24 protein-coding genes are annotated in these 22,985 nt (G+C 64.6%); 11 read left to right on the top strand and 13 right to left on the bottom strand.

The features are described 5' to 3' along the window. Positions 1 to 38 precede the first annotated feature (38 nt). Positions 39 to 1,285, bottom strand: a protein-coding gene (locus tag ABC304_RS18245) for an IS3 family transposase (protein WP_143003672.1) whose coding sequence is annotated in 2 segments (ribosomal slippage) — positions 39 to 973 and positions 973 to 1,285 — 1,248 coding nt in all. Because the reading frame shifts where the segments join, the coding sequence is not laid out codon by codon here. A gap of 69 nt (positions 1,286 to 1,354) precedes the next feature. Here ABC304_RS18245 and ABC304_RS18240 point away from each other — a divergent pair. From ABC304_RS18240 to ABC304_RS18225, 4 genes are all read left to right on the top strand, one after another. Then, positions 1,355 to 1,525 (top strand): hypothetical protein, encoded by a 171-nt coding sequence (locus tag ABC304_RS18240; protein WP_412933139.1) that lies wholly within the window; start codon positions 1,355 to 1,357, stop codon positions 1,523 to 1,525. A gap of 89 nt (positions 1,526 to 1,614) precedes the next feature. Then, positions 1,615 to 2,508, top strand: coding sequence for an ABC transporter permease (locus tag ABC304_RS18235; RefSeq protein WP_412933137.1), 894 nt, complete (start codon positions 1,615 to 1,617; stop codon positions 2,506 to 2,508). After that, positions 2,505 to 3,527, top strand: a complete 1,023-nt coding sequence (locus tag ABC304_RS18230; RefSeq protein ID WP_412933135.1) for an ABC transporter permease — start codon at positions 2,505 to 2,507, stop codon at positions 3,525 to 3,527. Before ABC304_RS18235 ends, ABC304_RS18230 begins: the two co-directional genes overlap by 4 nt. Continuing rightward, positions 3,524 to 4,534 (top strand): substrate-binding domain-containing protein, encoded by a 1,011-nt coding sequence (locus tag ABC304_RS18225; protein ID WP_412933133.1) that lies wholly within the window; start codon positions 3,524 to 3,526, stop codon positions 4,532 to 4,534. Before ABC304_RS18230 ends, ABC304_RS18225 begins: the two co-directional genes overlap by 4 nt. A gap of 404 nt (positions 4,535 to 4,938) precedes the next feature. Here ABC304_RS18225 and ABC304_RS18220 read toward each other — a convergent pair whose 3' ends face one another. Then, positions 4,939 to 5,385 (bottom strand): hypothetical protein, encoded by a 447-nt coding sequence (locus ABC304_RS18220; RefSeq protein ID WP_412933131.1) that lies wholly within the window; start codon positions 5,383 to 5,385, stop codon positions 4,939 to 4,941. A gap of 14 nt (positions 5,386 to 5,399) precedes the next feature. Next, complete coding sequence (locus ABC304_RS18215; protein ID WP_412933129.1) at positions 5,400 to 5,603, bottom strand: DUF6290 family protein; 204 nt, start codon at positions 5,601 to 5,603, stop codon at positions 5,400 to 5,402. A gap of 89 nt (positions 5,604 to 5,692) precedes the next feature. Here ABC304_RS18215 and ABC304_RS18210 point away from each other — a divergent pair, with 89 nt between their 5' ends. The 6 genes from ABC304_RS18210 (at position 5,693) to ABC304_RS18185 (ending at position 10,259) form a co-directional block, all read left to right on the top strand. Then, complete coding sequence (locus tag ABC304_RS18210; RefSeq protein WP_412933127.1) at positions 5,693 to 6,166, top strand: multiubiquitin domain-containing protein; 474 nt, start codon at positions 5,693 to 5,695, stop codon at positions 6,164 to 6,166. Continuing rightward, positions 6,163 to 6,546: an E2/UBC family protein gene (locus ABC304_RS18205; RefSeq protein ID WP_412933125.1), complete on the top strand. Its 384-nt coding sequence runs from the start codon at positions 6,163 to 6,165 to the stop codon at positions 6,544 to 6,546. The genes ABC304_RS18210 and ABC304_RS18205 overlap by 4 nt, the downstream gene beginning before the upstream one ends. Further along, a complete protein-coding gene (locus tag ABC304_RS18200; protein ID WP_412933124.1) occupies positions 6,543 to 7,919 on the top strand; it encodes a ThiF family adenylyltransferase in 1,377 nt (458 codons plus the stop codon). Before ABC304_RS18205 ends, ABC304_RS18200 begins: the two co-directional genes overlap by 4 nt. A gap of 59 nt (positions 7,920 to 7,978) precedes the next feature. After that, on the top strand, positions 7,979 to 8,242 hold the full coding sequence (locus ABC304_RS18195) for a ubiquitination-like system serine protease family protein (RefSeq protein WP_412933123.1): 264 nt from the start codon (positions 7,979 to 7,981) through the stop codon (positions 8,240 to 8,242). 152 nt (positions 8,243 to 8,394) lie between these two features. Then, a complete protein-coding gene (locus tag ABC304_RS18190) occupies positions 8,395 to 9,213 on the top strand; it encodes an SDH family Clp fold serine proteinase (protein WP_412933120.1) in 819 nt (272 codons plus the stop codon). A gap of 50 nt (positions 9,214 to 9,263) precedes the next feature. Continuing rightward, positions 9,264 to 10,259 carry a PIN domain-containing protein gene (locus tag ABC304_RS18185; protein ID WP_412933118.1) on the top strand — a complete coding sequence of 332 codons (996 nt, stop codon included), beginning with the start codon at positions 9,264 to 9,266 and terminating at the stop codon, positions 10,257 to 10,259. A 42-nt stretch (positions 10,260 to 10,301) separates the two neighbouring features. Here ABC304_RS18185 and ABC304_RS18180 read toward each other — a convergent pair whose 3' ends face one another. The 7 genes from ABC304_RS18180 to ABC304_RS18150 form a co-directional block, all read right to left on the bottom strand. After that, positions 10,302 to 11,060: a metallophosphoesterase family protein gene (locus ABC304_RS18180; protein WP_412933116.1), complete on the bottom strand. Its 759-nt coding sequence runs from the start codon at positions 11,058 to 11,060 to the stop codon at positions 10,302 to 10,304. After that, positions 11,023 to 11,211, bottom strand: coding sequence for a hypothetical protein (locus ABC304_RS18175; RefSeq protein ID WP_412933114.1), 189 nt, complete (start codon positions 11,209 to 11,211; stop codon positions 11,023 to 11,025). Before ABC304_RS18175 ends, ABC304_RS18180 begins: the two co-directional genes overlap by 38 nt. Before the next feature lie 115 nt (positions 11,212 to 11,326). Continuing rightward, positions 11,327 to 11,635 (bottom strand): hypothetical protein, encoded by a 309-nt coding sequence (locus ABC304_RS18170; RefSeq protein WP_412933112.1) that lies wholly within the window; start codon positions 11,633 to 11,635, stop codon positions 11,327 to 11,329. 83 nt (positions 11,636 to 11,718) lie between these two features. Beyond that, positions 11,719 to 13,881, bottom strand: a complete 2,163-nt coding sequence (locus ABC304_RS18165; RefSeq protein WP_412933143.1) for a TniQ family protein — start codon at positions 13,879 to 13,881, stop codon at positions 11,719 to 11,721. Beyond that, entirely contained in the window at positions 13,881 to 15,062 is a 1,182-nt protein-coding gene (locus tag ABC304_RS18160) for an AAA family ATPase (RefSeq protein WP_412933111.1), read from the bottom strand. The genes ABC304_RS18165 and ABC304_RS18160 overlap by 1 nt, the downstream gene beginning before the upstream one ends. Then, positions 15,059 to 17,212 (bottom strand): helix-turn-helix domain-containing protein, encoded by a 2,154-nt coding sequence (locus tag ABC304_RS18155; RefSeq protein WP_412933109.1) that lies wholly within the window; start codon positions 17,210 to 17,212, stop codon positions 15,059 to 15,061. The genes ABC304_RS18160 and ABC304_RS18155 overlap by 4 nt, the downstream gene beginning before the upstream one ends. Continuing rightward, the gene (locus ABC304_RS18150; RefSeq protein ID WP_412933107.1) at positions 17,209 to 17,952 is read right to left on the bottom strand and encodes a TnsA-like heteromeric transposase endonuclease subunit; all 744 of its coding nucleotides are present in this window, start codon (positions 17,950 to 17,952) and stop codon (positions 17,209 to 17,211) included. Before ABC304_RS18150 ends, ABC304_RS18155 begins: the two co-directional genes overlap by 4 nt. A gap of 332 nt (positions 17,953 to 18,284) precedes the next feature. Here ABC304_RS18150 and ABC304_RS18145 point away from each other — a divergent pair, with 332 nt between their 5' ends. Continuing rightward, positions 18,285 to 18,605: a hypothetical protein gene (locus ABC304_RS18145; RefSeq protein WP_286932764.1), complete on the top strand. Its 321-nt coding sequence runs from the start codon at positions 18,285 to 18,287 to the stop codon at positions 18,603 to 18,605. A gap of 291 nt (positions 18,606 to 18,896) precedes the next feature. Here the strand turns inward: ABC304_RS18145 and ABC304_RS18140 are convergent, their stop codons facing one another. From ABC304_RS18140 to ABC304_RS18130, 3 genes are read right to left on the bottom strand one after another with little or no spacing between them, the layout of a single operon-like run. Then, a complete protein-coding gene (locus ABC304_RS18140; RefSeq protein ID WP_412933141.1) occupies positions 18,897 to 20,672 on the bottom strand; it encodes a ThiF family adenylyltransferase in 1,776 nt (591 codons plus the stop codon). Further along, a complete protein-coding gene (locus ABC304_RS18135) occupies positions 20,669 to 21,661 on the bottom strand; it encodes an SMODS domain-containing nucleotidyltransferase (protein WP_412933105.1) in 993 nt (330 codons plus the stop codon). Before ABC304_RS18135 ends, ABC304_RS18140 begins: the two co-directional genes overlap by 4 nt. Next, positions 21,661 to 22,689, bottom strand: a complete 1,029-nt coding sequence (locus ABC304_RS18130; RefSeq protein ID WP_412933104.1) for a CBASS cGAMP-activated phospholipase — start codon at positions 22,687 to 22,689, stop codon at positions 21,661 to 21,663. Before ABC304_RS18130 ends, ABC304_RS18135 begins: the two co-directional genes overlap by 1 nt. Between the last annotated feature and the right edge of the window lie 296 nt (positions 22,690 to 22,985).

Here is a 22,985-nt window from a genome sequence, read left to right as displayed (position 1 = left end):
GGCCTTGACCCCGGATCGTGGACACGGTGTCATTTCGGTTATGCCGCTTCCGTGAGGGTAGCTGATCTCGCGGCCGCGTAGGTGTTCTCGTAGCTGTTCGGGGTGATCTGGCCGATCGCGGAGTGGCGTCGGCGCGTGTTGTATCGGTTCGTCCACCGGAACACGGCCCGGTAGGCGGTGGCTTGATCGGGGAACGCCGACGCGCCTTGGAGGAGCTCGCGTTTGAGCGCGGCGTTGAAGCTCTCGGCCAGCGAGTTGTCGGCGCTCGTGCCCACCGCGCCCATGGACTGGGTCACCTTGAGCTGCTCGCAGAGTGCTGCGTAGGCTTTCGACGCGTAGACCGAGCCGTGGTCGCTGTGGAACACTGCGCCGGCCAGCGATCCGCGGTCGCGCTGCGCGCCGCGGAGAGCGCCTTCGACGAGTTCGGTGCGCATGTGGTCGGCGACCTGCCAGCCGGCGAGCTTGCGCGACCCGAGGTCGATGCAGGTCGCCAGATACAGGTTGCTGCCGTCCGCGATGGGGAGGTAGGTGATATCGCCGACATACCTGCGGTTCGGCTCCCCGGTGCTGAAGTCCCGCCCGATCAGGTCGAGGAACTTCCGTCCGGACTGGTCCGGGATCGTGGTCTTCACCCGGCGGCGCAGTCGGATCCCCGCGAGCGCGTGTTCCCGCATCACCCGAGCGACCCGCTTATGATTCACCCGCCCGGCGGCGGGGACGCCGTCGTTGAGGTCGGCAGTGATCCTCGGTGCCCCGTAGGCGCGGTCACCACCCTGCGCGGGGTCCTGCAGCACCCGGATCCGTGCCGCCAACCGGGCGTCGTCCGCGGCTCGCGCGGCCCGTCCCGGGGCTGCGGCCAGCCACGCGTAGAACGACGACCTCGCGATCTCGATGACCTCACACAACCGCTTCACGCCGTAGGCGTCCTTGTGGTCCTCGACGAACTGGAAGCGGTTCACCAGTTCGTCTCCGCAGCGAAATACTTCGCCGCCTGACGGAGGATGTCCCGCTCCGTCTCGAGCTTGACCTGCTCCGCTCTCGAGACCGCTAACTCGGCTTCCAACCGGATGATCCTCGCCGCCTGCGACTCCGACCGCACCGACACCGGCGGCGACACCGAACCGGCCGCAGCGGTCCCGGATCCGAGCTTGTCGACCCATTCCTTCAACGCACCACGGGAGATCCCCAAATCGGCCGCGATCGCTTTCAGCGTCGCGCCCGGCGTGGACTCGTACAAATCCACCGCACGCTGCCGGAACTCGTCCGTGTAGTTCTTCCTTGCCATCCCTCAGATTCTCGCTTCCCCAGCATCGTGCTGGAATCAGCGTGTCCAAGATCAGGGGTCAAGCCCCGAGTGAGCGTGCTCATCGTCAGCAGTGATTTGCCAGAGTTGATTCAGTTGAGTGACCGAATCGTCGTCCTGTCGCGCGGTGAGATTGTTGGTCGCCTTGCCGGTGCTGATCGAACAGAAGAGAACGTGATCGCCTGCGCAACAACGGCGCAACGGATTGGGCTAGCGGCATGACTGCGGCGACGCAGTCCGCGTCCCTTTGCAATGTCAGCGGACGGGTTGTTCGCGCCCTCCGCCGAGCACCACTGCTAGTGCCGTTGGCCGTGCTTGTCGTCACGCTGGCTCTCGCGACGCCACGATTTCTGTCCGGTGCGAACATCGAGAACATCCTGCTCTCGGCGTCGATCATCATGATCCCGGCACTTGCGATGACCTTTTGCATCACAATGGGCGACTTCGACTTATCGGTCGGATCGGCTGTCGCGCTAGTCGGGGTAGTAGTTTGCACTCTGATCGTGGATGGCTTCCCCACGGGACTCGCACTTCTCGCCGGACTCCTAACCGGCGCGGCTATTGGCGCCGGCAACGGGCTCATTGTCACGAGGCTCGGCGTGACCCCATTCATCGCCACGCTCGCGACGCTCGTAATCGTGCGTGGGATAGCCCAGTCATATACCGGGGGCCGAGAAGTGATAGTCGGAGACGCCACGCTGAAGTATCTGGCCGCCGGTCGCCCCCTCGGAGTCCCGCTACCGATTCTTCTTGCGCTTCTCGCCGTAGTCGTGTTCGTCTGGACAGCCGACCGCACCCGGTTTGGGCGGTGGGTGGCCGCCGTCGGGAGCAACCGCGCAGCAGCTCGTCTCGCCGGGCTGCCTGTCGAGCGCATTCGCTTCGCCGTCTACGTGCTACTCGGCGTTTCCGCCGCGATCTGGGGAATTCAGATCTCAGCCCAGCTGCAGAAGGGATCTGGTCAACTCGGAGTCGGCTTTGAACTCGAGGCAATAACTGTCGTCGTGATCGGTGGCACCAGCCTGCTAGGAGGACGAGCTTCAATGATCGGCACTGTCCTAGGAGTTCTGCTCATCGCGACGATGCACAACGGACTGAACCTGCTAAATGTGCCACCTGCGTATCAGCGAATCTCAGTCGGAGTAGTGCTGGCCTCCGCTCTAGCGATTCAGGGCATTCGGCGCATGCAAGCAGGGACCCGACGATGAACGTGTCTTCCTGGGGCAAAATGTGGAGCAATTGGGGTATCCCCCTCGTCCTCGTGGCGCTGATCGCGATCGCCTCGATCATTTCCCCAGGCTTCCTCAGCCTGTCGAATGTGCAATCCATCTTACGAGAAAGTGCATACCTGGGCATCGTCGCCTGCGCGATGACGATAGCCATCATTAGTGGCTCGTTCGATCTATCGGTAGGAGCTCAGCTAGCACTAGTGAGCGTCGTAACCCTGTTCGCCTACGGCATCGGTGGGATGGGACTCGCTGTAGGAGCTGCCCTCGCCGCCGGAGTCGCCTGTGGACTCGTCAATGCCGGACTGGTCGTTCTGCTGCGCATCCCGGCGTTTGTCGCTACCCTCGCAACGCTGTTCATCTTCCGAGGGATCGCCTACGTTCTCACTGCGAACGGCCCTGCCACACTCCCGTACTCGGAGTCAGGGTCGCCGTTCGCCGCCCTCGGCAGCGCAAATCTCGCGCTCGTGCCTATGCCCTTCGTGCTTATGGTGGCCGTATTCGCACTGTCATGGGTCCTGCTGCGGCGCACGGCGACTGGGCGTCGCATCACCGCGTTCGGTTCGGCGCCCGTCGCCGCCCGTTATAGCGGTATCTCAGAGGCACGGACGGGGGTCGTGGTGTTCGTGTTGCTCGGCCTCTCAGTCGGCATCGCCGTGCTCGCCTACGTCACCCGTGTTTGGACCGCGGACGGAGCAACCCAAGACGGTTTCGAGCTCCGCGTCATCACGGCGGCCGTACTCGGTGGAGCAAGCCTGCAGGGAGGCCGTGGATCGCTGCTGGGCACCTTCAGTGCAGTGCTTTTAATTGCCACTCTCAACGACCTCATGGTTGGCCTTGGCGTCGAGGCATCCTCGCAGCGAATTGTCCTGGGCATAGTACTCATCGCGGCCCTCGCGATCGATGGTCTACGCACAGTCGCCCGTGACAACGGCGGGCGGCCACACCGTAGTCGGGGCAACCGCCTCACCGCTAACCCTCGTGACCGATCGGTCACGTGAAAGAGAAAGAAGGAACCATGCAACGCACAACACGCGGGTGTGTAGCTGCGGTAGTCGCAGCGGCGGCGATGCTCGCTGCATCTGGCTGCACCGCCGCGGACGCCGGCCCTGAAGACGGGGCTGCCCGGGACGACATCACGATCGGGTTTTCGGTGTACGACATGCAGTACGAGTTTTTCCAGCAGATGGAGAAGGGCACCCATGACGCGATTGACGCTCGGGGCTGGAAGTACGTCCTGCATGACGAGAAAAGTGACGAAAGTGAAATGGTCACAGGCGCTCAGGCGCTACTCGATCAGGGTGTCGATGTGTTGATCATCAGCCCGTTCAAGCCGGACGCGCTCGGGCCAATCGTCGCAAAAGCAAAGGAGCTCAGCATCCCCGTGATCGTGGACGACATTGGCGGCGGCGGCACGCCATACGATGCGCTCATTATTTCCGACAACGAGCAGGGTGGTGTACTCGCAGCGGACTACATGGCCGAGCAGATCGAAGCACTGGCTCTGCCCACCAAGAAGGTGGTATCCATAACCTGCGAGCCATCCGCAATCTACGCCGCTCGTCGAAACGACGGCTTCCGCACCGAGATTGAGAAGCTCGGCTACACCGTAGTCACGGAATTATCTGGCAACAACAGCGCCGAAGATGCCTATCAGGTGATGAAAGACGCCCTCGCGAAAGACCCCGATGTCTCTGGGGTTTTCGCCTGCAACGACAACCTCGCCGTAGCCGCCACCAACGCAATAGCCGACGCCGGTTTGGACCCCGTCAAAGACATCGTCACCGTCGGCTTCAACGCCGACCCGGAAGCACTCGCGGCAGTCAAAGACGGCAGCATGTCCGCTACCGTCGCCCAATCGCCCCGAGACATGGGAGCTTTGTCGGTCGATCTGGCAGCGCAAATACTTGCCGGCGACGATCTGCAGTTCGACAACACAACGGATCGTGAGGTGTTGCAGCCCGTTGAACTGGTAACGCCAGACAACGTCGACGACTTCATCGAATAGTCGGGGACAGGCGTGGATGAGGTCGAAAGCGATCGGTGCGGCTCCCCAGATGATGCCTGCGGGCACTACTGCGTAAGCGGTTCCCGATTTCAGGTTGACGTGAACGGCGACGGCGTCGGGTATGAGTTCCTCCTGGAGCACCTGCTCAACGGTCCGCACGCGGCCGCCTACCTCTCTAGGAAACCCGTCCCATGGCATGTCTTCAACCTCGTTCGCTATCTGTGTTCGCCGGGGCCTAGTCCGTATGACAGCTATCGGCCTGGCTCAGACCACACCGATTTCCCCCGGAACCCACATCAACAACTAGGTGTAGTTCCCGGTAAAGATGGCGGAGAAGGCCTCGATCCCACGGTTCTTTACCGGGTCGGGCGAAGCCGGAAGCGCGCAGGTCTCCGCGCTTCTACTCAGCTCTGATCCCACGCCTCGACGAGATACAAGGTTGTGTCTTCCAAGGCCGAGATAGCCACCACTTCAGCCGAAGCGAAGTTCGCCTTGATCTCTGCCCCCGGCGCGTGGAAGAGGTACGGGTAGCCGCCGTCTTGCAGCATCCAGGCCCGCCCTTGCTCGGACGCGGCGAGCAGATGATCGACCCAGGTTCGGTAGGGAATGTGCACGACCTTCTGGGATGTCAGGGTGCCGAAGTAGCTCATTCGCTCCGCATATGGGAGCGTGCCGATTCGCTGGAGGTCCTCTGCGCTGACGTCGGAGCAGGTCTCGTGTACGTGCGCGTCGTATCCGAGCATCAGCCGCACCTTTCGATCACCGATACAAACGTACCCGGCGGCATAACGGCCCACCAGGACCAAACATGAAGCACGGCCGGGTTTGATCACCCGGCCGTGCTTGGTCATTGGTGGGATGGTGCTTACCGGAGTAGTCCCTTAGCGCGTTCGATGCGTTCGCGCAGACCTTCCTGGAATTGTGCGTCGTTGGTGACGGTCTCGATGTGAGTGGCGATTGCGGCGCGGATGACCTCCGATACCGGCTGGTTCTCCACGCTGGCCACTGTTTCGAGTTGGTCCGCCTGCTCGGCGGACAGCCTGATTGTCATTGCCTTCTGTGCTGACATACCTACAGTTTGCCATCTAACCGTCGCGCCAGTCAACCATCTTGGTGGTGTGGTATCTTGGTATCACCTACACGAGAGGAGTCCACCTCATGGACACCGACACCCTGCGCGACCGCCCTGCCAAGATCACGATCTACATCGACGCGAAGCCCTACAAGATCGCGCCCGGCCCGACCCCTGTCAGCACGCTCCGTGCTCTGACCCACCCGCCGGTCCCCGCCGGGAAGGACGTCTGGCTCGACATCGATGACGCTCAGGACGAACTCCTCGCCGACACCGCCCCTATCGACCTCATCGACGGGATGCGCTTCTTCACCGAGATCGACGGGATCACCATCAAGATCGACCGCCTCGAGTACGAGGTGTTCCAGCGCAAGATGACCGGAGCCGAGCTTCGGGTGCTGCCCAGCCCCGATGTCGCGGCCGACCGTGACCTGTGGCGCGACGTGCCGGACAAGCGAGACGTGAAGGTGCAGGACGAGGATGTCGTGCGCCTGCAGGACGGCACCCGATTCTTCACCGCCCCTGGCCGCATCAATCCCGGCGATGGGAGCGAACTGTGAAGCTCCCCGAGGCTGACCGGGAGTACCTCGACCGCGCCGGGATCATCTACCGGGTCTTCGACGACGGCACCGGCATGCTCAACGTCGAGCTCATCGACTTCCCGCTGCCCGAAGGGCTGAACGCGGGAACCGCGAGTGTGTTGTTCCGGCTGTCGGCCAGCTACCCCGATACCGCCCCGGACATGTGGTGGGTCATCCCCCACCTCGTGCCTCTTGACGGCGGTGTCATCCCTGCGACGGAGTCCATCGAGACCCACGATGGGCGGGTGTGGCAGCGCTGGTCCCGGCACCTCGACGCGGCAGCGTGGCGTTCCGGCATCGACGGGCTGGAAAGCTACGTACGGCTGCTGCGCACCGAGTTGGGCAGCGCCGCCGCATGAGCATCACCCTCCGGCTCAATCAGCCCTTGCACAACGAGTTGCTCGCGATGGCCACCGACCCGGTCGAGACTGGCGCGGTCCTGCTCGCACGTCTCGTACGGATCGACAGTGACAGGTCGGTTCTGATCGGCACCGAGCTGATCCCCGTGCCGGAAGAGGCGTACGAAGTCCGCACAAGCCAGTCCCTGCAGGTCACATCCGACGGGTACGTGCATGCCCTGAAGCGGGCGCGCTCGACGGGCACGGTGCCGATCTGGGTGCACAGCCACCCGGGGAACGGTTCCGTTCCGCGTCCCAGCCGTCATGACCATCTCGTCAACAGCCAGCTCACAGAGTTGTTCGCAGACCGCTCCGAGTCGGACCACTACGGCTTCCTCATCGTCAGCCACGACGCCCACGCGCTCACCTTCTCTGGGGCCGTCGAGGGAGCGGTGACAGGTCCCATCAGTCAGCTCAGCGTCATCGGAGCCCAGTGGATCTTCCGCGCCGCTCACGACAGTGAGCGCCACGTCTCCTACGACCTGTTCGACCGCAACATCCGGGCGTTCGGTCATCAGATCCAGGACACCATCAGCGGCATCACCGTGGGGATCGTTGGCGCCGGCGGAACAGGCTCCTCGACGGCGGAGCAGCTCGCACGCCTCGGGGTGCGCAGATTCATCCTCATCGATCCGAAGGATCTCTCCGAATCCAACCTCACGCGCGTGTACGGGTCCACCCCCTCCGACGTGGGGCGCCCGAAAGTCGATGTCCTCGGTGATCACCTCGAGCGCATCACCCCAGGAGTCAACGTGACCCGCATCCGCGGATCCGTGACCACCCAATCGGTGGCGGAGGCCCTGCGCGGAGCGGATGTGGTGTTCGGCTGCACCGATGACAACGCGGGGCGTCTGCGGCTTTCCAGGCTCCCGTACTACTATCTGACGCCGCTTATCGACTGCGGTGTGCAGATCGACTCCGACGCGAACGACATCATCTCCGGAATCTTCGGCCGCGTGACCGTGATCCACCCCGGAACGGCATGCCTGGTCTGCCGGGATCGAATCGATTTCGCCCGCGCCGAAGCGGAAGTGCGCTCCGCCGAAGAGCAGACCCGCCTCGAGCAGGAAGGATACGCACCGGCACTACCGGGCGTGGAGCCCGCGGTGGTCACCTTCACCACCCTCGTCGCCGCGACGGCAGTCAGCGAACTCATCGAACGGCTCGTTGGCTACGGCGAAACACCGACCCCCTCGGAACAAATCCTGTACGTCCACGACCGAGCCTCCCGCGTCAACACCGAGGAACCGCACACGCACCACTATTGCGACCCCACGAACCCCCGCGTGGGCACCGACGACGACATGTTCCTGGGGTTGAATTGGGCCTCCTGAACCGCCTCCGCTACTGGCGCCGATGGAAAGTCACACATCACGCGGCATCCGTCAGTGACGTGCCCGATCACCTGCCGCGACGCACCGCGACCATCGTCGGGACCGCCACGCGGCAGAAGTGGCTGGTCTTCGAATGCCCCTGCAACCGGGGGCATCGTGTCATGCTCAACCTCGACCGCGAGAACCGCCCGTACTGGCGGATCCCGAGCGAATACCCCCTCACTCTTCACCCCAGCGTCGACGAACGAAGCCACGTCGGCCACTGCCACTACATCCTCCGGAACGGCCGCGTCCGATGGATCGACCGAACGGAACGGCCATGACCTCGCCCCACACCCCGCCGCCGGCAACCGAGAACACGCCAGACACGAATCCACCGCCGATCGCTGCTCCCACCTACGTTCCCACCCCGTCACCGCAGGCACAGCCAACCCCTGCCCCCAAGGCACCCTCAAGGACCCCGCTGTATGAGGCGATGAATGCCGCCCGCTACGCACGGCAGGCGCTTATCAGAGAGATCGAAGCCAGCACCGGCCGGACGTTGATCTGCTACGTCTCCCCGACATCACAGATCCACCGCATCGACGTTGTGGGCATGGTCGACCTTCTCCACAACATCACCCCCGGCACCGCGGTCGACCTCCTTCTGCACTCCCCTGGCGGGGACATCGACGCCGCCGAGAAACTCATCACCCTGATCCGCAAACGCGTCGGTGACGCCTCGCTACGGGTCATCGTCCCCGACTTCGCCAAAAGCGCCGCGACCCTCATCGCTCTCGGCGGCGACACGATCGTCATGTCCGACTCCTCCGAACTCGGCGCGATCGACCCGCAAGTCGACCTCCCCGACTCGAACGGGCACGTTCAAACTCTCTCCGCGCAGAGCTATCTCGACGCGTTCAAAACACACGCCGACAACCTGAAGAAAGATCCTGATGATCCGGTCGCGCGGCTCATGCTCGACAAGATGGAACCCGCAACCGTCCGCAAACTCGAACGCATCACCACCCGCTCACGCGCGATCGCGGAGGACCTCCTCAAGCAGGCCATGATCAAGGACGAGGAACAAGCCGCAGAGATCGCGAAGCAACTCAGCAACACGAAGCGGTGGCACTCGCACGGTCAGATGATCTCCCACGAAAGCGCCGCCGGCCTCGGACTCGACGTCACCTACCTCGCCCCCCACCACCCGCAGTGGGTGCAGTACTGGCGGCTCTACTGCCTCCAGGTGTGGGCAGCCGAGAGCGGCGTGAAACTCTTCGAAGGCTCCTACGCATCCATCCCACTGTCCTAAGACCCAGGACACAGACGAGCGCCCTCGTCCGGTTCCCCGAAGGTGACTACATGCTCCACCTCCTCGTCGATACCTCGACCTGGCTTGACCTCGCGCGACGACGTGATGGGCAGCGTTGGATAGTCGCCCTCCGCGTGCTGATCCACCAAGGCTCGATCCAGCTCCTCGTCCCTCCCGTGGTGCTTGATGAGTACGACCGCAACCGCGAACGAGTCGAGGCAGCCATGACCGCCAGCGTCACCCAGCGCTTCAAGCTGATCCGGCAGGACCTTCTCGACTACGGCGGGGATGATGATGCCCACGCCATCTCGGTCATCGAAGACCTCTCAAGGCACCTGCCTCTCGTCGGAGCGATGACCACGAAGAACTTCACCGAGATCCGCGACCTCCTGGAAGCGGGTCGTACCCTAACGACCGCCGAAGAGGAGGAGCGACGAGTCATCGAGCGAGGCCTCGCGAAATCTGCGCCTTTCCATCGTGGTCGGAACAGTGTGGCCGACGCCGTTCTCATTGAGTTATACGGATCCGCGACCATCGACGTGGACCTTGCCGCCCATCCGCATGCTTTCGTCACCAGCAACAGCGAAGACTTCTCCCAAGCCAACGGGGACAAACGAGAGCCGCACCCCGACATCGCCGCGTTCTTTGCCGCACCCGACTCTCGGTACGCCCTCGGCGTCGACGGGCTCGATGCGTTGCTGCGGGACGTGTTCGGGGAGGAACTGGAAGAACTCTTCCTCGACAACGACTTTCAGGAAGAGCCACGGCGACTGGATGAGATCGTCGCCGCAGACCAAGAGTTCTTTGACCGCATCTGGTACCACCGCTCATTGCAGCGCGACTACCAGCTTGAAGATGCCGGCGACGCGGAGCGACTCGAACACAACCGGCGGGTCGCAGGGCCGGGCCGTGCACGCGTGGAAGCGAAGTACCTAGATCCTGGGATGCTCGGACCCTACACAGACTTCGAGCTCGGCATGTTGCACGGCAAGATGTCAGCGGCGCGGTGGGTCCTCGGAAGCGAATGGGATTTCCTCGACACCTGATCCTTCACTCGAGTCGGGTGAAGGATCGGTACTTCATCGGAGTCACAGCCCTCCGAGATCCACCCCGAACCGTTCCGCAACCTCCGATAACGGCGCAGCCTCCAATAGCGCGCTTCGATCTCGCACTATCGCGGCCATCTCGCCTTCTTCCGACTGCAGGTCCGCAAGCCATGCATCGATGAGCTCGAACGGGACAGGGGCATACCCAAAGGCATCGACGCCGACGTGGAACTGGTTGCCGTCCGGCCCGTTCTCGCGGGAATGGGTGTGTCCGTGGATCAGCGGAGTCCCGTCATCGACGGGTCGATGGGAGACATGCCGGTCGACATCTTGGGAGTCTCCCCGGTAGGCGTAGTGCGACGCGATCAAACGACGCCCCCCTCGGAGCCCCTCGATCACCTCCCGCAGGATGTTCCATCCGGCGTCCTCATGCAGCGGAGTGAATCGCTCGATCGCGGACCGACTCTGGGTCGCCGTCGACACGCGATCGTGGTTGCCAGGAACGAGGAACCGTCGACCGTGCAGAACAGCGATCAGCGGAAGGGAGTGCTGGATGGATCCCAAAGCGACATCACCGAGATGAAGGACAACATCATACGGCCCGACAGCTTCGTTCCACCGGCGGACCAGTTCGGCATCCATCTCCTCGACGCTGCGGAACGGGCGGCCGGCAAGCTCGCTGATCCGGGCGTGACCGAAGTGGGTGTCGGAGGTGACGAAATCGACCTGGTCGAAGTCGAACGTCGGGTAGCGGACGATTCGGTCACCGGTAGCCTCCCTGGATCTCCTGACGGAGGGCATCCATGACCTGGGCCAGGTCGTTGGCTGCTAAGAGATCGACGGGCCGCGCGCCGTCGAGGAAGGCGTTCCTCCCCGCAAGCCACGCATCAATCACATCGTCGACCCAGATCGGGTGGAGCGCGTCGCGAACGGTCTCGGTATCGTGCTCCACCTCGAGCTGACAAGAGCACGGCCAACAGCGGCGGCGTCTTCCCCGAACAGCGGTCTGTTTCCTTCAGGCATGCGGTCTCCTCCCATCAACTCGGCAAGAGCGTGAGGCGATGCCCTCACTCACGCGAAGGGTCTTCGGTTGAGCGTCCGCCGTCCGTGCCGAGCAGCTCGCTGGCTTCGGCCAACGTGTACATCCTCTGCCACCCCGCGTCGCCGTGACGGGCGATCGCGATGGTCCTCCGCGTGTACGAGGCGGGGTCGCCTGGGACGGCCCAGTGCTCCGCGCCGTCAGGGCCGATCCAGTAGTCCACGAAACACTCCCCGCACGGCATCTTGTACAGCCCGGCGACGGTCGGAGCGTCGGCGGTGTTCTCGGCGATCTCCTCCCTGATCGCGGCGAGAATGGCGTCGCTCTCTTCGGTCATTGCTGTCCCCCTTTTGTCGAGTGTCGAACCGGCAAGCCTCTCACTACTCCTCGACGAGCACCAGGTCTTGGCCGCTTCGCTCGTTACTGGGTCAGCCCGGTGATCACTCGCCCGGATGTCACTTCAGGTGTGGTCGTGTGGATGGGTGCGCGGACATCGTGGCCACCTCCGCGTGGGCGAAGCGCGACTCCTGCGCCGCGGAGCCGACGGGCGATCGTGCTCGCGCTGCAGCCGGCGAGGTCCGCGAGCTGCCGGATCGTCCGGTGGTGACCTTCGTACTGATCGCGGAGCCATGCGCCGTCGATGCTGATCGATGGCTTTCGTCCACGCCGTGTGACGACACCGAGCTCCGAGAGAGCGCGGGAGACCGTCTGGCGGGACACCCCCGCCTCGCGGGCGATCTCGTACGTGGTGCCGCCCGCGTCGTATGCGCGGGCGAGATCGGCAATGGGGAGGACGACAGCGAGTTCTGCGCGCGCGGCACGCGCCGGTACCCAGGGCGGCGAAGCCCGCGACTCCGACGAGGCGTCCACTGGTTCATCGAGGGGTGGTGTCCACGTGAGCGGCTCGTCGATCAGACGCGCCGCGAGGAACTCGCGACCCGCGATCTCAAGCTCTGCCCGCACATGATCAGGCAGGCTCCGATCGAACGCTATGACCGAGTGCGAGGTCACTCCCGAGCTCTGCCACCCGGCGGGAACCATGCGGATCGTGCTGCCCGTGAGCATGCGGTGGAGGAGAGCACGGGCGTTTCGCCAGCGTGCCCCGCCGCCGGGTTGCACGTTCAACCGCCAGCAGAGCTGTACCCACTGCTTCTCGGGCAGCAGGTCGGTGTAGTCGAGCGCGCGGCGGCGCGCGTAGTCGACGGGGACGTCGTGGGTGTCGAGGTAGGCGGCGAGGCGGAGGATGGCTCGCAGCGTGCCGGTCTCGTGTTCGCGGCGGCCCAGCTCGCGCATCACGTTCGTCACCCGCCGGGAGGGAGCACCCGGATCCACCAGGGCAAGCGCCGCGGCGTGAGTGAGGCGGGTTCCGGTGAAGACGACGGCGGCGGATAGCGCTGACGCGACGATTTCAGGGTCAATGCGATGCGCCGCGTGCTGCTTCATCCAGTCGTCCCAGATCTGTGCGGGCACTTTGCGTGCGCGCTCCGCGGGGTCGTGCCCGCTGATCGGCGCGGACTGGAGGAACACGGTGGGCCGCCGCTTCCGGCCGAAGGAAGCCGCGATGAGGGTTTGCATCTGTGGGGTGTGCATCGTGTGCGAGGTGCTCACGGCGAGACGACCCCGCAGTAGTTCCGTGATCGCGTCGGGGTTCTCCAGCACGGCGATCGCGGCCGCGTTGCCGATCGCCGCATCCAGCGCCGTGTCTCCAATGTCCGACGTTGAGGTCGCGGCGGACTGCGCGGACAGATCGATCAGGTCTGGTGGGATGACTCCGTCGGGGATGGAACCATGGATGCCGAAAGTGGTGCGGGCAATGCGTGCGAGAAGTCGCACGTCCTCGAGGACCGACAGCGCAGGCTGTGGGGCATGCTCGTAGATTCCGAAACGGGCCTGCCCTGACGACACGATCTGCATGAGCCGCCGCTGCGCGGCAAGTACCGAGGGCGGGGCGTCAACAACGGCCGCGCCGGAGGCGAGATCGCCGCGACATCGACTGGATTGCGGACCGGTGCCCGCGCCGTCGATCGGGTTGTGGCACTGACCGGGGACGGGGATGAGTGCGAGGGGGTGCCCGACCCGGCGCGGCGGCCGGTCACACACCGGGCAGGTGTCGTCGAGGACGCGCCGGTGGCGGTGGCAGGCGAACCCGAACGGAAACTGCCACGACATCCGCCACCTGCCATCCGAGTCGGCGAGACACTCCGGGCAGTACCTGCCCCCGGTGCCACCGGCCGGGCACCGCGGACTGACCCGTCCCTGACGGGTGTAGCGGATCGCGTGCTGCGCGAAACGCATCCTGGTCATCTCCTGGAACTGCTCGGCGCGGATCCCGGTCGCCGCCTGCAGCCGGGTCGCCTGCAATTCGCTCAGTTGTGTCGCCCACCCGTTGGCCATCCATGACGTCGCCGATACGGCAACCCCGTCGTGCTGTTCAATGAGGCCCAGAGCGCAACCCATCTCGCTGATGCTCGACTGGTACGTCGCCGCCATCGTCTCCAACCAGGAATCGAACGGCTCATCCGGCAACGGGCGCACACGGAACGGAAGAACCCGAACCTCGTCGACGCGTCCGGCGGCGCGCATCACGCGGCCGGCCGTTCGGGCTCATCCGACTGGTCGGACTGGTCGAGGTGCCTCTTTCGACGTCGGTCTCGCTGGGTGCGCTCCTGCTGCTCGTGTTTGGCTTCCAGCTCCCCACGCTCCGTCTCGGCGCCCTCGTCGATACGGATGTCGTCGAACAGCTCCCGGTCAAGACACTCATGCCCGGTCCGGATCGCCCGAGACGCACCACGGCGGATGAGGTCCATGAGCGAGCCGATGTTGCCGGTCGTGCGGGCAAACAGGTACCGCGACAGATCCACGAGCATCCCGTCGCGGGCATCCGCGAGAACGAGTGACTGCTCGAGATGCCAGAGCAGCCGGCTCCACTCGGTGCGGGTGTGAGCGTTACGTAAGGAGTACGGGTCCAGGCTCAGGACGGTCCATCGTCGGAAGGTCTGCGCCATCGCCGCGTCCTTCCCGGTATGGCCCTCACCAATGAGGCCCCGCTCCCTGAGTGCGACGCCCGCGAAAAGGAACGTCGCGTTGTATTCGTTGGCGAGCCACTTCAGCTGGTTCGCGACCTCGACCCCGTCACGGGTGCGCATGTTCAGGAAGTGCAGGTCATCGACGATGACCAGGCGCGTGTCGTGCCGTTCGATGCACTCGGCCGCGGCCCGCGCCAGATCCCTCCCCGCCATCGCCCGATGCAGGATCCCGGCCGTGGCCGGGTGGGCGTAGAAGCCGAGGATCATCATGTGTAGACCCTTGATCGTCGGGCGCCCCGTCAACGTCACATGACACACCGGCAGGTGCCGCACATCCCCCTCCGGATCCAACCACTCCCCAGCCTCCGCGAGACGCTGCTGATGAAAGAGACGGCCGAAGTTGTTCACCACCGTCGACTTCCCCAGCGCCGGCGGCGCGTCGATCGCCGCGGCGGACTTCACACGGTCGGAGTCCTGCAGGTTCGAGTCAACGATGTCCGAAAGTTGCAGTTCGATGTCCTCCACCTGCCGTGTGCGCAGCAGGATGTTCGCATGCCACGACCTCCGCTCCAGGTCGTACGCTGCGCGTTCGCGAGCCGGTAACGAATCCAGCTGTGGGAGGGTGAGCTGCTCCGGGCGAGTGCGGGGTGGACGTTCAGCGAAGTCCGTCCAACCCTCGTAGGTGGACAGGCTGCGCTGACGGGGCGGCAGCTGCGTTTGCGCACTTGGCGACGTCATCGGAGCATCTCCATCGGCTCGAAGTGATAGTCCCCACGGATGGTGGGTTCGTCGATGTCGTCCTCATCGTCGTCGTCGCCGGTGTCCGGCGAAGCGACCCGACGACCGGGGTCCTGCACAGGGCCGATGAGCTCAGTGGCGAGATCAGAGGAGCTCGACAGTTCGGCGTCAAGGAGGCGCTGGACCGTGCGCAGCGACCACACCCCGTCCGGGTCGGGCTCCCGCTCATTCAGCTGGGCGGCCATGCGGGCACTCATCCGCCGCGCTGATGGGGTCAACCCGCGCCCGGCTCCCCAGTCCTCCAGCAACTGCGCCGCGACATCGTCGACCTGTGAGGGCCGACCCTGGCGAACGGCGATCTTCTTCGCGTACTCCAAGGCGTCCAAGCTGAACGGGGTGTCGAAGCTGCCCTTATGCTCCCACTCGAGGGTGTGCCAGGTGTGATCCTCCGGGTCGTGGAAGTAGATCTTGGTGAGGTCGTCCGGATTCACCACGAACGGCCATTCCGTGCCTTTGTCGCGGTGGATCGACCGTGCACGGTTGCGGTACTTCGCGACCGAGTCGCCGGTGTAGCGGAGCTTGTGGATCTCCACCCCATAGTGATTGAACTGCCGCTTCACGACCGGCAACAGTTCCAGGAGCACGTTCCGGTCGGTCGGCATCCGCATCGTCCCCGCCACGGCGAGGCCTTGGTCGTACCGTTGCGCGGGGCTCATCTTTACGCCGGGCAGCCCAGGGTCGACGAGGGAATCGTGCGGCCGGAGGTGATAGACCGTCGCGATCCACTCGCGGATGATCTGCTCCAACTGCGGGACGGTATACACCGCCTCGGCCTCGACGTCGTCGCCACGACCGGACACATCAGCGCCCTTATAGCCAGGGAGCTCCTGCAACAGGGAGTCGAGGGTGCGGAAGAACCGTTCGACGGGGCTCTTGTCGGTCGGCTGGTAGATGCGAGCGGGCTGGATCGAGATCCCTAGTCGAGCGCATGCCGTGGTGACGTGTTCGGACAGGAACGGGCGGCCGTGATCTATCACGATCGTCTCCGGCAGGATGCCCGCCCGAGTGAACCGGGCAACATCGGTGCGGGCGGGATCGACGAGCACCGCATCGGGGAGCCCGTGGTACGGCCAACGAGCTGGCGTGCCCCAGCTCTTCGGGATCTCGAAGGGCTGCATCGCTTCGGCGAGGACGCCGGACACGTCGATGGACTTCGTGGATCCCGGCGTGAGTCTCAGTCCGAGGATGCATCTGGAGTAGAGGTCGATCGCGACGGTGAGGTCCGCGCACACCCACTTTCCGGTGACCGGTGCGACGGCGAACACATTCAGCGGTGTGGTGTCCAGAAGGACGAACTCACCCGGGCGGGTCGCCGTCAGGCGGCCGTAAGGCGCGGGTGGCCGGTTCGCTATTGACCGTTTAGCTTTCGTTGACCCAGAGAACGTTGCTCGCCCTCGAGAGAGCTCGTCCAATGCCCGGTAGCCGCTGGCAGTCGACGGAAGCGTCACGACATCGGGTCCGTGGACGCGCTGGACGCGGGCGGCGATGCGGGCAAGGATGATCTTCTTTTGCACCTTGGACTGATTGCCCTGTTCATCGATCACGGCCCGGGCGGCGTCGACCCAGCGCGGATCGAAGTTCGTCAGCGCCGCTCCCGTCCGAGACCTGCGGGTGTCGATCAGGCCCGCTTCGCCGGTGTCGCGGTAGCGAGATACCCAGCGTTCCAGCGTCCGCGTCCCGATGCCGAGCTCCTTCGCCTTCGCGGTCTGCCGTTCTCCCAATGAACGTTGTGGGTGGAACTCGAAGCGCGGCTCTCCCTCTCGGGCGATCTCTCGACTTCCCGATTTGTACCCGGTAAGCACCTCGCGGACATGATCGGCGCGCTCATGGGCGGCCGCGTGGGCGGAATCGGTCGCATCCGACCAGACCAGCATCAACGGCTGCGACTCTTCGTCATCGGCAAGTCTCCCCGGGACGTGCGCGGTACCACCCTCGGAAGCAGGCCGCAGCACGTCGAGCATCCGCAGCCGGCGAGTACTCCCATCCGCGGTGCGGACGATGACCGCTCCATCCCCGATCTCCGCGACAGTGCACATCTCGCCGTCGTAGACGAGCTGTGCGCCCGGGGCAACCATCCATGTGTTCTTCATCCCGACTGGTCCTCTCTGGTAGCTGACGTCAAAAGGCTGGTCGTCGACAGGGGCCGAGTCAGGTCGGTGTTCAGGTGCCGCATCCACAGCAGATGCAAGACCAGGGAACGCGCGAACCTGCCATCACCCTCAATAGGAGCCACGACTCGCACCGCCTCTCCTAGGGTGAGGGGAGTGCGGAGAACCTCGGTCGCAGCGGCAACCTCGGCGTCCGGAAACTGGAATCGACGCCGGTAACCTCCGAGGAACTGCACGTTGGCTAGCACCACGGGGTCGGGTTCGGATTGCACCCGGTATTCCCAGCCGTGCCCCTCGATGACACGCCGGGACCAGGCCAAAGAGTCGCGAACCTTCGGTCGCGACAGTTTCTCGGCAGGCTTCACGTCGACCACGCACGCCGAGTCATCTGCGTGAATGATCAGGTAGTCCGGGACGTGCCTCCGCGCGGTGCCTCGGTCATCGCCGTCGACCAGGAATGGCTGCGAGAGGATCCACACCACCCGCGGATCGAAGTCCGCCAATAGGAGGTTCACGTACTCGAGTCGCGACTCGTATCCGACCGGCGCCTCCATCGTCGCCGACCAGTAGGAGCCAGAGAAGTGCCGTTGTTTGCGATACCAGCGAAACTCCCGCCACGGCACCGCCGTGTCGAATTGACGAAGACGAACATCGCGCAGATCGCTGACGTCGACGCGATGATCGGACCTGCGGATCCGGATGGTCGCCTCCGGCCCCGTCACAAGCCGCCGACTCTCCGGCGCGGAACTTCACCCGAACTGCCGCTTGCGGGAGGCCGATGTGTGAACATACGGCCATCCTGGAGGCCCGTCGACGCAACCATCCATGAACGAATCCCACTCAATTACGTAAGTCACGTCGTACCGAATGGCACTTGTGGCCAACCCGTTTACGTAGTACGTGACCTACGTTTCAATGAATGTCACATTCACTGTACGCTCGAATCCGACGGAGTCAAATTGTGTAGGTCAGGTAGACAACACCGGAAGGAGAATGCCTCCGAATCACCTTCGCGTAGGTGCCGGGCGTCGGCGACCTATGCGAAACTCGGGGCATGACGATAGTGGAGCCGATCGCACCGGAGGAGTCCCGCCTGTTCTTCGGCAACAGCTACATGAACGCCGTCGTCATCGAGATCGCCGCACTCGAAGGCGAAACCTTCTCACCCAAGCAGATCGTCGAAGCGACCGGACTGCTGGGGAGCATCGTTCACCCACTGATCCACAAGCTCCGCGACGCACACTTCCTCGAATTCGTCGGCCGCGTTCCGAGGGAGCGGACCCTGCTCTACCGGATCCGCGACAACTACTGGTGGGAAGCGGCACGACGCTACGCCGCCGATCGACAGGCGACGACGGAGCGCGCTGCCTCGTAAGGGTCCGGCGACCCCGCCGCCCGCATGTGGGTTGCCGCGATGGCGCCGGCAAACCCCACGCCGCAACACGAAAGCCCCCGTCCTCTGGCGCTAATCATCCACCCCCGCGCAAACGTCGCCGGTGCGATCGCTGCAGATGGATGTCCGACAAGAGAGATCCGTCAACCGGAGGCGACTCCTTGTCACCGTCGCTTCAAACTCGAGAACGAACCAACGGCAGCTGCTGTGACATCGTCATTCCGCCGAAGCGACAGCGCAGACTTGGACCTCGTCTGCGCGTCCGCTCTCTCGTTACGCGGCGACGCCCGTGCTGAGGTCCGTTTCGGTCAGCGAAACGAAGTGGTGTCGAGGCCCAGACGCGGCGTGTGGCAACGCGATCAAGTGCGCCCCGGCGATCGGCGTGCTCGCTGCGAGGTGCGCACCGAGCAGACTGGTCGCCACACCTGCCACCGCGGCGAGGTCAGCGGCAGAACCGTGGAAGGTCGGCACCGAGCATCCACGAGTAGGGACGATCTCATCTCCGGCGAGAGGTTCCTGCCACAGTCCGTGGTACAGCTCGAGATCCGGATCAGCTACCACCACCTGGCCCGCCCGGTTGTCTATGGTCGACGGCGACGCGCTGCGCGGAGGGCAGATCGTGACCAGCCCGAGTGTGCCGGACGCGACATCGGTGGCGACCTGGACGATCACTGCGCGACGCTCCGCCACATCTGCGGTGGCATCAAGGACGCTCGTCACGGCGTTGCTCACCGTCGCGTCGATGATGATGTCCGAACCAAGCACGGCTACGAGGTCATCGGGGATCGCGCCGTCGGCGACATGGACGACGATGTCGTCACGAAGCGACCGGAGCCGCGTGGCGAGGGCTCGTGCCTTTGTCTCGCCGATGCTCGTCTCGGTGTAGTTCTGCCGCACCAGCAACCCCCCGGTCACGACTCCCGGGTCGCAGATCGTGATCTCTCGTGCGCCTGCACGGACGACGAACTCGGCGATCCAGGATCCGAGGCCCCCACACCCCCACACGTGCACGGACTTTCCTGCGAACCCGTTGACGGGACGGTCCACGTCGCGGCGCGTAGTGACGGCTTCTCGTTCATCGGACATGTTGCACCATTCGATCGGCACCTCGACGTCGAGGAGGGTGGGATTCAGGTCCAAGGCCGTTCCTCGCTTGCGGCCGACTGTGCGCAGCGCGTTCGCGACAGCGGGGGTGAGCCGACCGCAGAGCAGATGCGGTGGCCCGCCCGCACCGTGTGGGACGGCGAGGACGAAGTACTGAGGCGAGTCCGCGGGGCTGCGAAGAGCAGCGGCGATCAGCATTGTCGTGAATGCCGGAACGAGCGGGGCATGGCGGCGCACCGGTCCGAACGCGCGGGGTGTCGCGACGTCGGCGGTCGGGTGGTCAATCAGGTACAGCAACGGCACCAACGACTCGGTCGCCCCGAACGGCAGATCGGAGAACAGTCGCACCACCGGCACGATCACCTCGCCGCGGTCACGCCAGGTGAGATCGAACCGTGCGTCGGTTCGTCGGTGCAGCGTCGCGGTCGTCACGCGCAGCGCCGGGAGATCCTCGCGGGTCACGACGGTCGGTGTGCCCGGGGTGCGGTGCAGCACCCCGCCGACGGCGTGGTACATGGCCGTGGACGGATCGAATCGTGCCGCGGCGGCCTCGACAAGCCACCACCAGAGCCGGTTCAGTGTGGCACTGACCCCGCTCTGTGGGTGCCACTCCCGGGACGGGTCCAGGTAGATGCACAGTCGAAGCCCCTGCAACACGTGCGGGAACCCGAGGAAGCGGGTATGGGTGACTTCCACGGTCGGCGGGTGGAAGGGGCTGGCCGGGATGCGCAGCACGAAGGGCTCCCAGCCGTGCAGCTCCAACCCACCCGCGACGTGCTCGATCGTGTCTGTGTTCAGCTCGATCGGAACGCAGGCGTCACCCTCTGGTCCCTCGCTCGCCGCGCCGCACCGAAGCTCGCGAGGGCGCGTTCTCGAGACTGCCCGTAGCTCCTGCAGCTGGTTCACCTGCCAGGGCGCGAAGGCCGGCTGCTTCCGCTTGGTCATCCCGCGCGCCCTGACCTCCCCGTCGTGGTCTCCTTCGCAGGGGCGGCTGGGGCAAACTTCGCAGGGCCGCTGCCGGCGGGCGCCTTGAAGCCATCGCCGAACAGCGCCTGCCACTTCTGGACGCTGCGGTCCTTATCCGGCTCGGCGTAGGCGTCCTCGATCTCGGCCGCGTGGACGTGGATGCGGTCCCGGAAGTACGAGTAGGTCTCGTCGGACCACCGGTGATCGAAGGTCACTCCGGATCCCGACGGGTCAGCGATCGACGGCCGGTTCGGTCGAGCCTGAAGCCACTCGTCAAGATCCGTGACGATGGTGCGCAGCGCGGTGGGGAGGTTGCTGTAGCAGGACGGGTCGATCATCTTGCTGAGCTCGCTGACGCGCTCTCCCAGCAGCGTGGTCAGAAGGATCGACCTGGTACCGGTGAAGGAGTTCTTGTGATCGCGGAGGAACTTGATGAGGCGGATGACGCGGCGGAGGTTTCCGCCGGCGATCTGGTCCTGTTTCTTCATCCAGTCCGTAAAGCCCTGCGGGTTCGTGTCTTCCCAGATGTTCTCGTCGCGGTTCACGATCACCTCACGCCAACCGGAGAGGATGACGTGAGGAACGATGTCCACGTGCATGTCGTTCGCGTACGAGACCCGCACGCAACGGCATTTCCGGGTCAGGGGCATCTGCCCGTACTTCGGATGCCGCTTCAGGGCGTAGTAGACCTCGTCGATGTACGTCTTCGGGCTGGTCGACCAGTCCGGGTTCTCTTCCATATCGAGCATGAAGTCGGCGTCGAACTCCTTCCCCTTCTGGGGCTGGATGATCGTGCGATGTGCCCACGATCCCTGCGGGGTCTTTCCTGAAATCATCGCCCCGATCGTGGCATCCGCGGTGAGCGCCGCGTAGATCGCGTTCACCCTCGTCTCGAGAGTTTCCAGCTTGAACTGGCTGAGGTTGACGGTGTCCTTCAGAAGGACATCGAAATGGTCTGCGAGCTGCATCAGTGGGCCTCCGGTCGATTCTCGGATGTCGATCCCGTTCGGGTAGGGATCGAGAAAGCAGGTGTGTAAGCCGCGGCACGGTGCGCGGCGAATTGCGCCTGGTACGTCGGGCTGAGAATCCGGCTGGCCGACGCCGCCAACCCGACCACGTCCTCGCGGTCCACCGCATCAAGCGCGAACGCACCCCTCGGAGTCGGGGCGTCGAAGCGTACGTAGTTCTGCTTGCCGACGAGGTGTTCGGCGATCCCTTGACCGCCCCGGCTGCTCGCGTTCAGAATCATCGACGCGGCCGGCTTCGCCCACCCGAGCAGACCAGCCTCGTCGAGATGCTTGCCATGTGAGGCATCCGGCTCCATCGTGCCGATGTTGAGAACACGCACGTTGCCGATCGACGCGCCGAGCATGCTCGTCGCCTCCGCAATCGCCACCACCGATGGGTTGTTCGCCCACACGCCCCCATCGATCAGACGCAGACCACCAACCCGTGCGGCCGGGAAGTACAGCGGGGCCGCAGCCGTGGCGTTCGCGGCATCCACCATCGACGTCCGCCAATCGCGTCGGAGTCGATCATGATGCGGCGTCTTGAAGACGTGCACGCCGCCCCGCTGAACATCCCACGACGGCACCACCAGACGCTTCCCGCTGTCGCCGACACGAAGATCGCCGAACACTCCGGCCAGCGCGGTGCGCAGCGCGTCCGCGTCGTACACCGGTCGGAACAGCTGGCGCGGACGACGCCACACACTGCGACGCGAATGCGGGAAGACCTGTTCGATGAGCACCTCGTAGTGCTCCACGATCTCCGCGGGACGAAGCCCGGCGCCCAGCGCGAGCGCGATGATTCCACCCGCAGACGTGCCGGCGATCAGGTCGAACGAGTCCGCAATAACAACACCGAGGTCCTCCTCGAGTTGGGCCAGCACGTGAGCAGTGAACAACGCCTTCGCGCCGCCACCATCCAAGGCGAGGACGTGCAGTCGACCGGCCCACACCACGTCAGCCCCACGCCCAGCCGCATCCGCGGACATAGAGCCATCAGTCATCTCGTCACCCCCGGCGTGGTGTTGGCGGAATTACATACGTGTAATTAGGGTACGCCGTTCCACCGACACTCAATCGGTCTATGAGCACCAGGCGACCGGACCGTCGTCCTCAGGACATTGCGAAATTCGCGACTCGCTCGAAACACATCGCGGAATCTGCGGGGCCAATCGAGGACCGTACCTGCGGCGCCTCGCGTCCGTCTACAGACGTCGTTCTCAAGAACATGACGGATCCGCCACTTGTCCGCCACTTCATCTGAGAATCCGCCATCTTCGCCGAG

The organism is Microbacterium jepli, assembly GCF_047237905.1.
GTDB lineage: Bacteria > Actinomycetota > Actinomycetes > Actinomycetales > Microbacteriaceae > Microbacterium.
This window is presented reverse-complemented; position numbering and strand designations above follow the sequence as displayed.

Coding starts and splice junctions, on each gene's coding strand:
- ABC304_RS18230 (WP_412933135.1), top strand. CDS start 2,505: ATGAACGTGTCTTCCTGGGGCAAAATGTGGAGCAATTGGGGTATCCCC.
- ABC304_RS18155 (WP_412933109.1), bottom strand. CDS start 17,212: ATGAAGAACACATGGATGGTTGCCCCGGGCGCACAGCTCGTCTACGAC.
- ABC304_RS18130 (WP_412933104.1), bottom strand. CDS start 22,689: ATGTCCGCGGATGCGGCTGGGCGTGGGGCTGACGTGGTGTGGGCCGGT.
- ABC304_RS18220 (WP_412933131.1), bottom strand. CDS start 5,385: ATGACCAAGCACGGCCGGGTGATCAAACCCGGCCGTGCTTCATGTTTG.
- ABC304_RS18210 (WP_412933127.1), top strand. CDS start 5,693: ATGGACACCGACACCCTGCGCGACCGCCCTGCCAAGATCACGATCTAC.
- ABC304_RS18135 (WP_412933105.1), bottom strand. CDS start 21,661: ATGCAGCTCGCAGACCATTTCGATGTCCTTCTGAAGGACACCGTCAAC.
- ABC304_RS18140 (WP_412933141.1), bottom strand. CDS start 20,672: ATGACCAAGCGGAAGCAGCCGGCCTTCGCGCCCTGGCAGGTGAACCAG.
- ABC304_RS18145 (WP_286932764.1), top strand. CDS start 18,285: ATGACGATAGTGGAGCCGATCGCACCGGAGGAGTCCCGCCTGTTCTTC.
- ABC304_RS18180 (WP_412933116.1), bottom strand. CDS start 11,060: ATGCCCTCCGTCAGGAGATCCAGGGAGGCTACCGGTGACCGAATCGTC.
- ABC304_RS18200 (WP_412933124.1), top strand. CDS start 6,543: ATGAGCATCACCCTCCGGCTCAATCAGCCCTTGCACAACGAGTTGCTC.
- ABC304_RS18170 (WP_412933112.1), bottom strand. CDS start 11,635: ATGACCGAAGAGAGCGACGCCATTCTCGCCGCGATCAGGGAGGAGATC.
- ABC304_RS18190 (WP_412933120.1), top strand. CDS start 8,395: ATGAATGCCGCCCGCTACGCACGGCAGGCGCTTATCAGAGAGATCGAA.
- ABC304_RS18215 (WP_412933129.1), bottom strand. CDS start 5,603: ATGTCAGCACAGAAGGCAATGACAATCAGGCTGTCCGCCGAGCAGGCG.
- ABC304_RS18165 (WP_412933143.1), bottom strand. CDS start 13,881: ATGCGCGCCGCCGGACGCGTCGACGAGGTTCGGGTTCTTCCGTTCCGT.
- ABC304_RS18160 (WP_412933111.1), bottom strand. CDS start 15,062: ATGACGTCGCCAAGTGCGCAAACGCAGCTGCCGCCCCGTCAGCGCAGC.
- ABC304_RS18185 (WP_412933118.1), top strand. CDS start 9,264: ATGCTCCACCTCCTCGTCGATACCTCGACCTGGCTTGACCTCGCGCGA.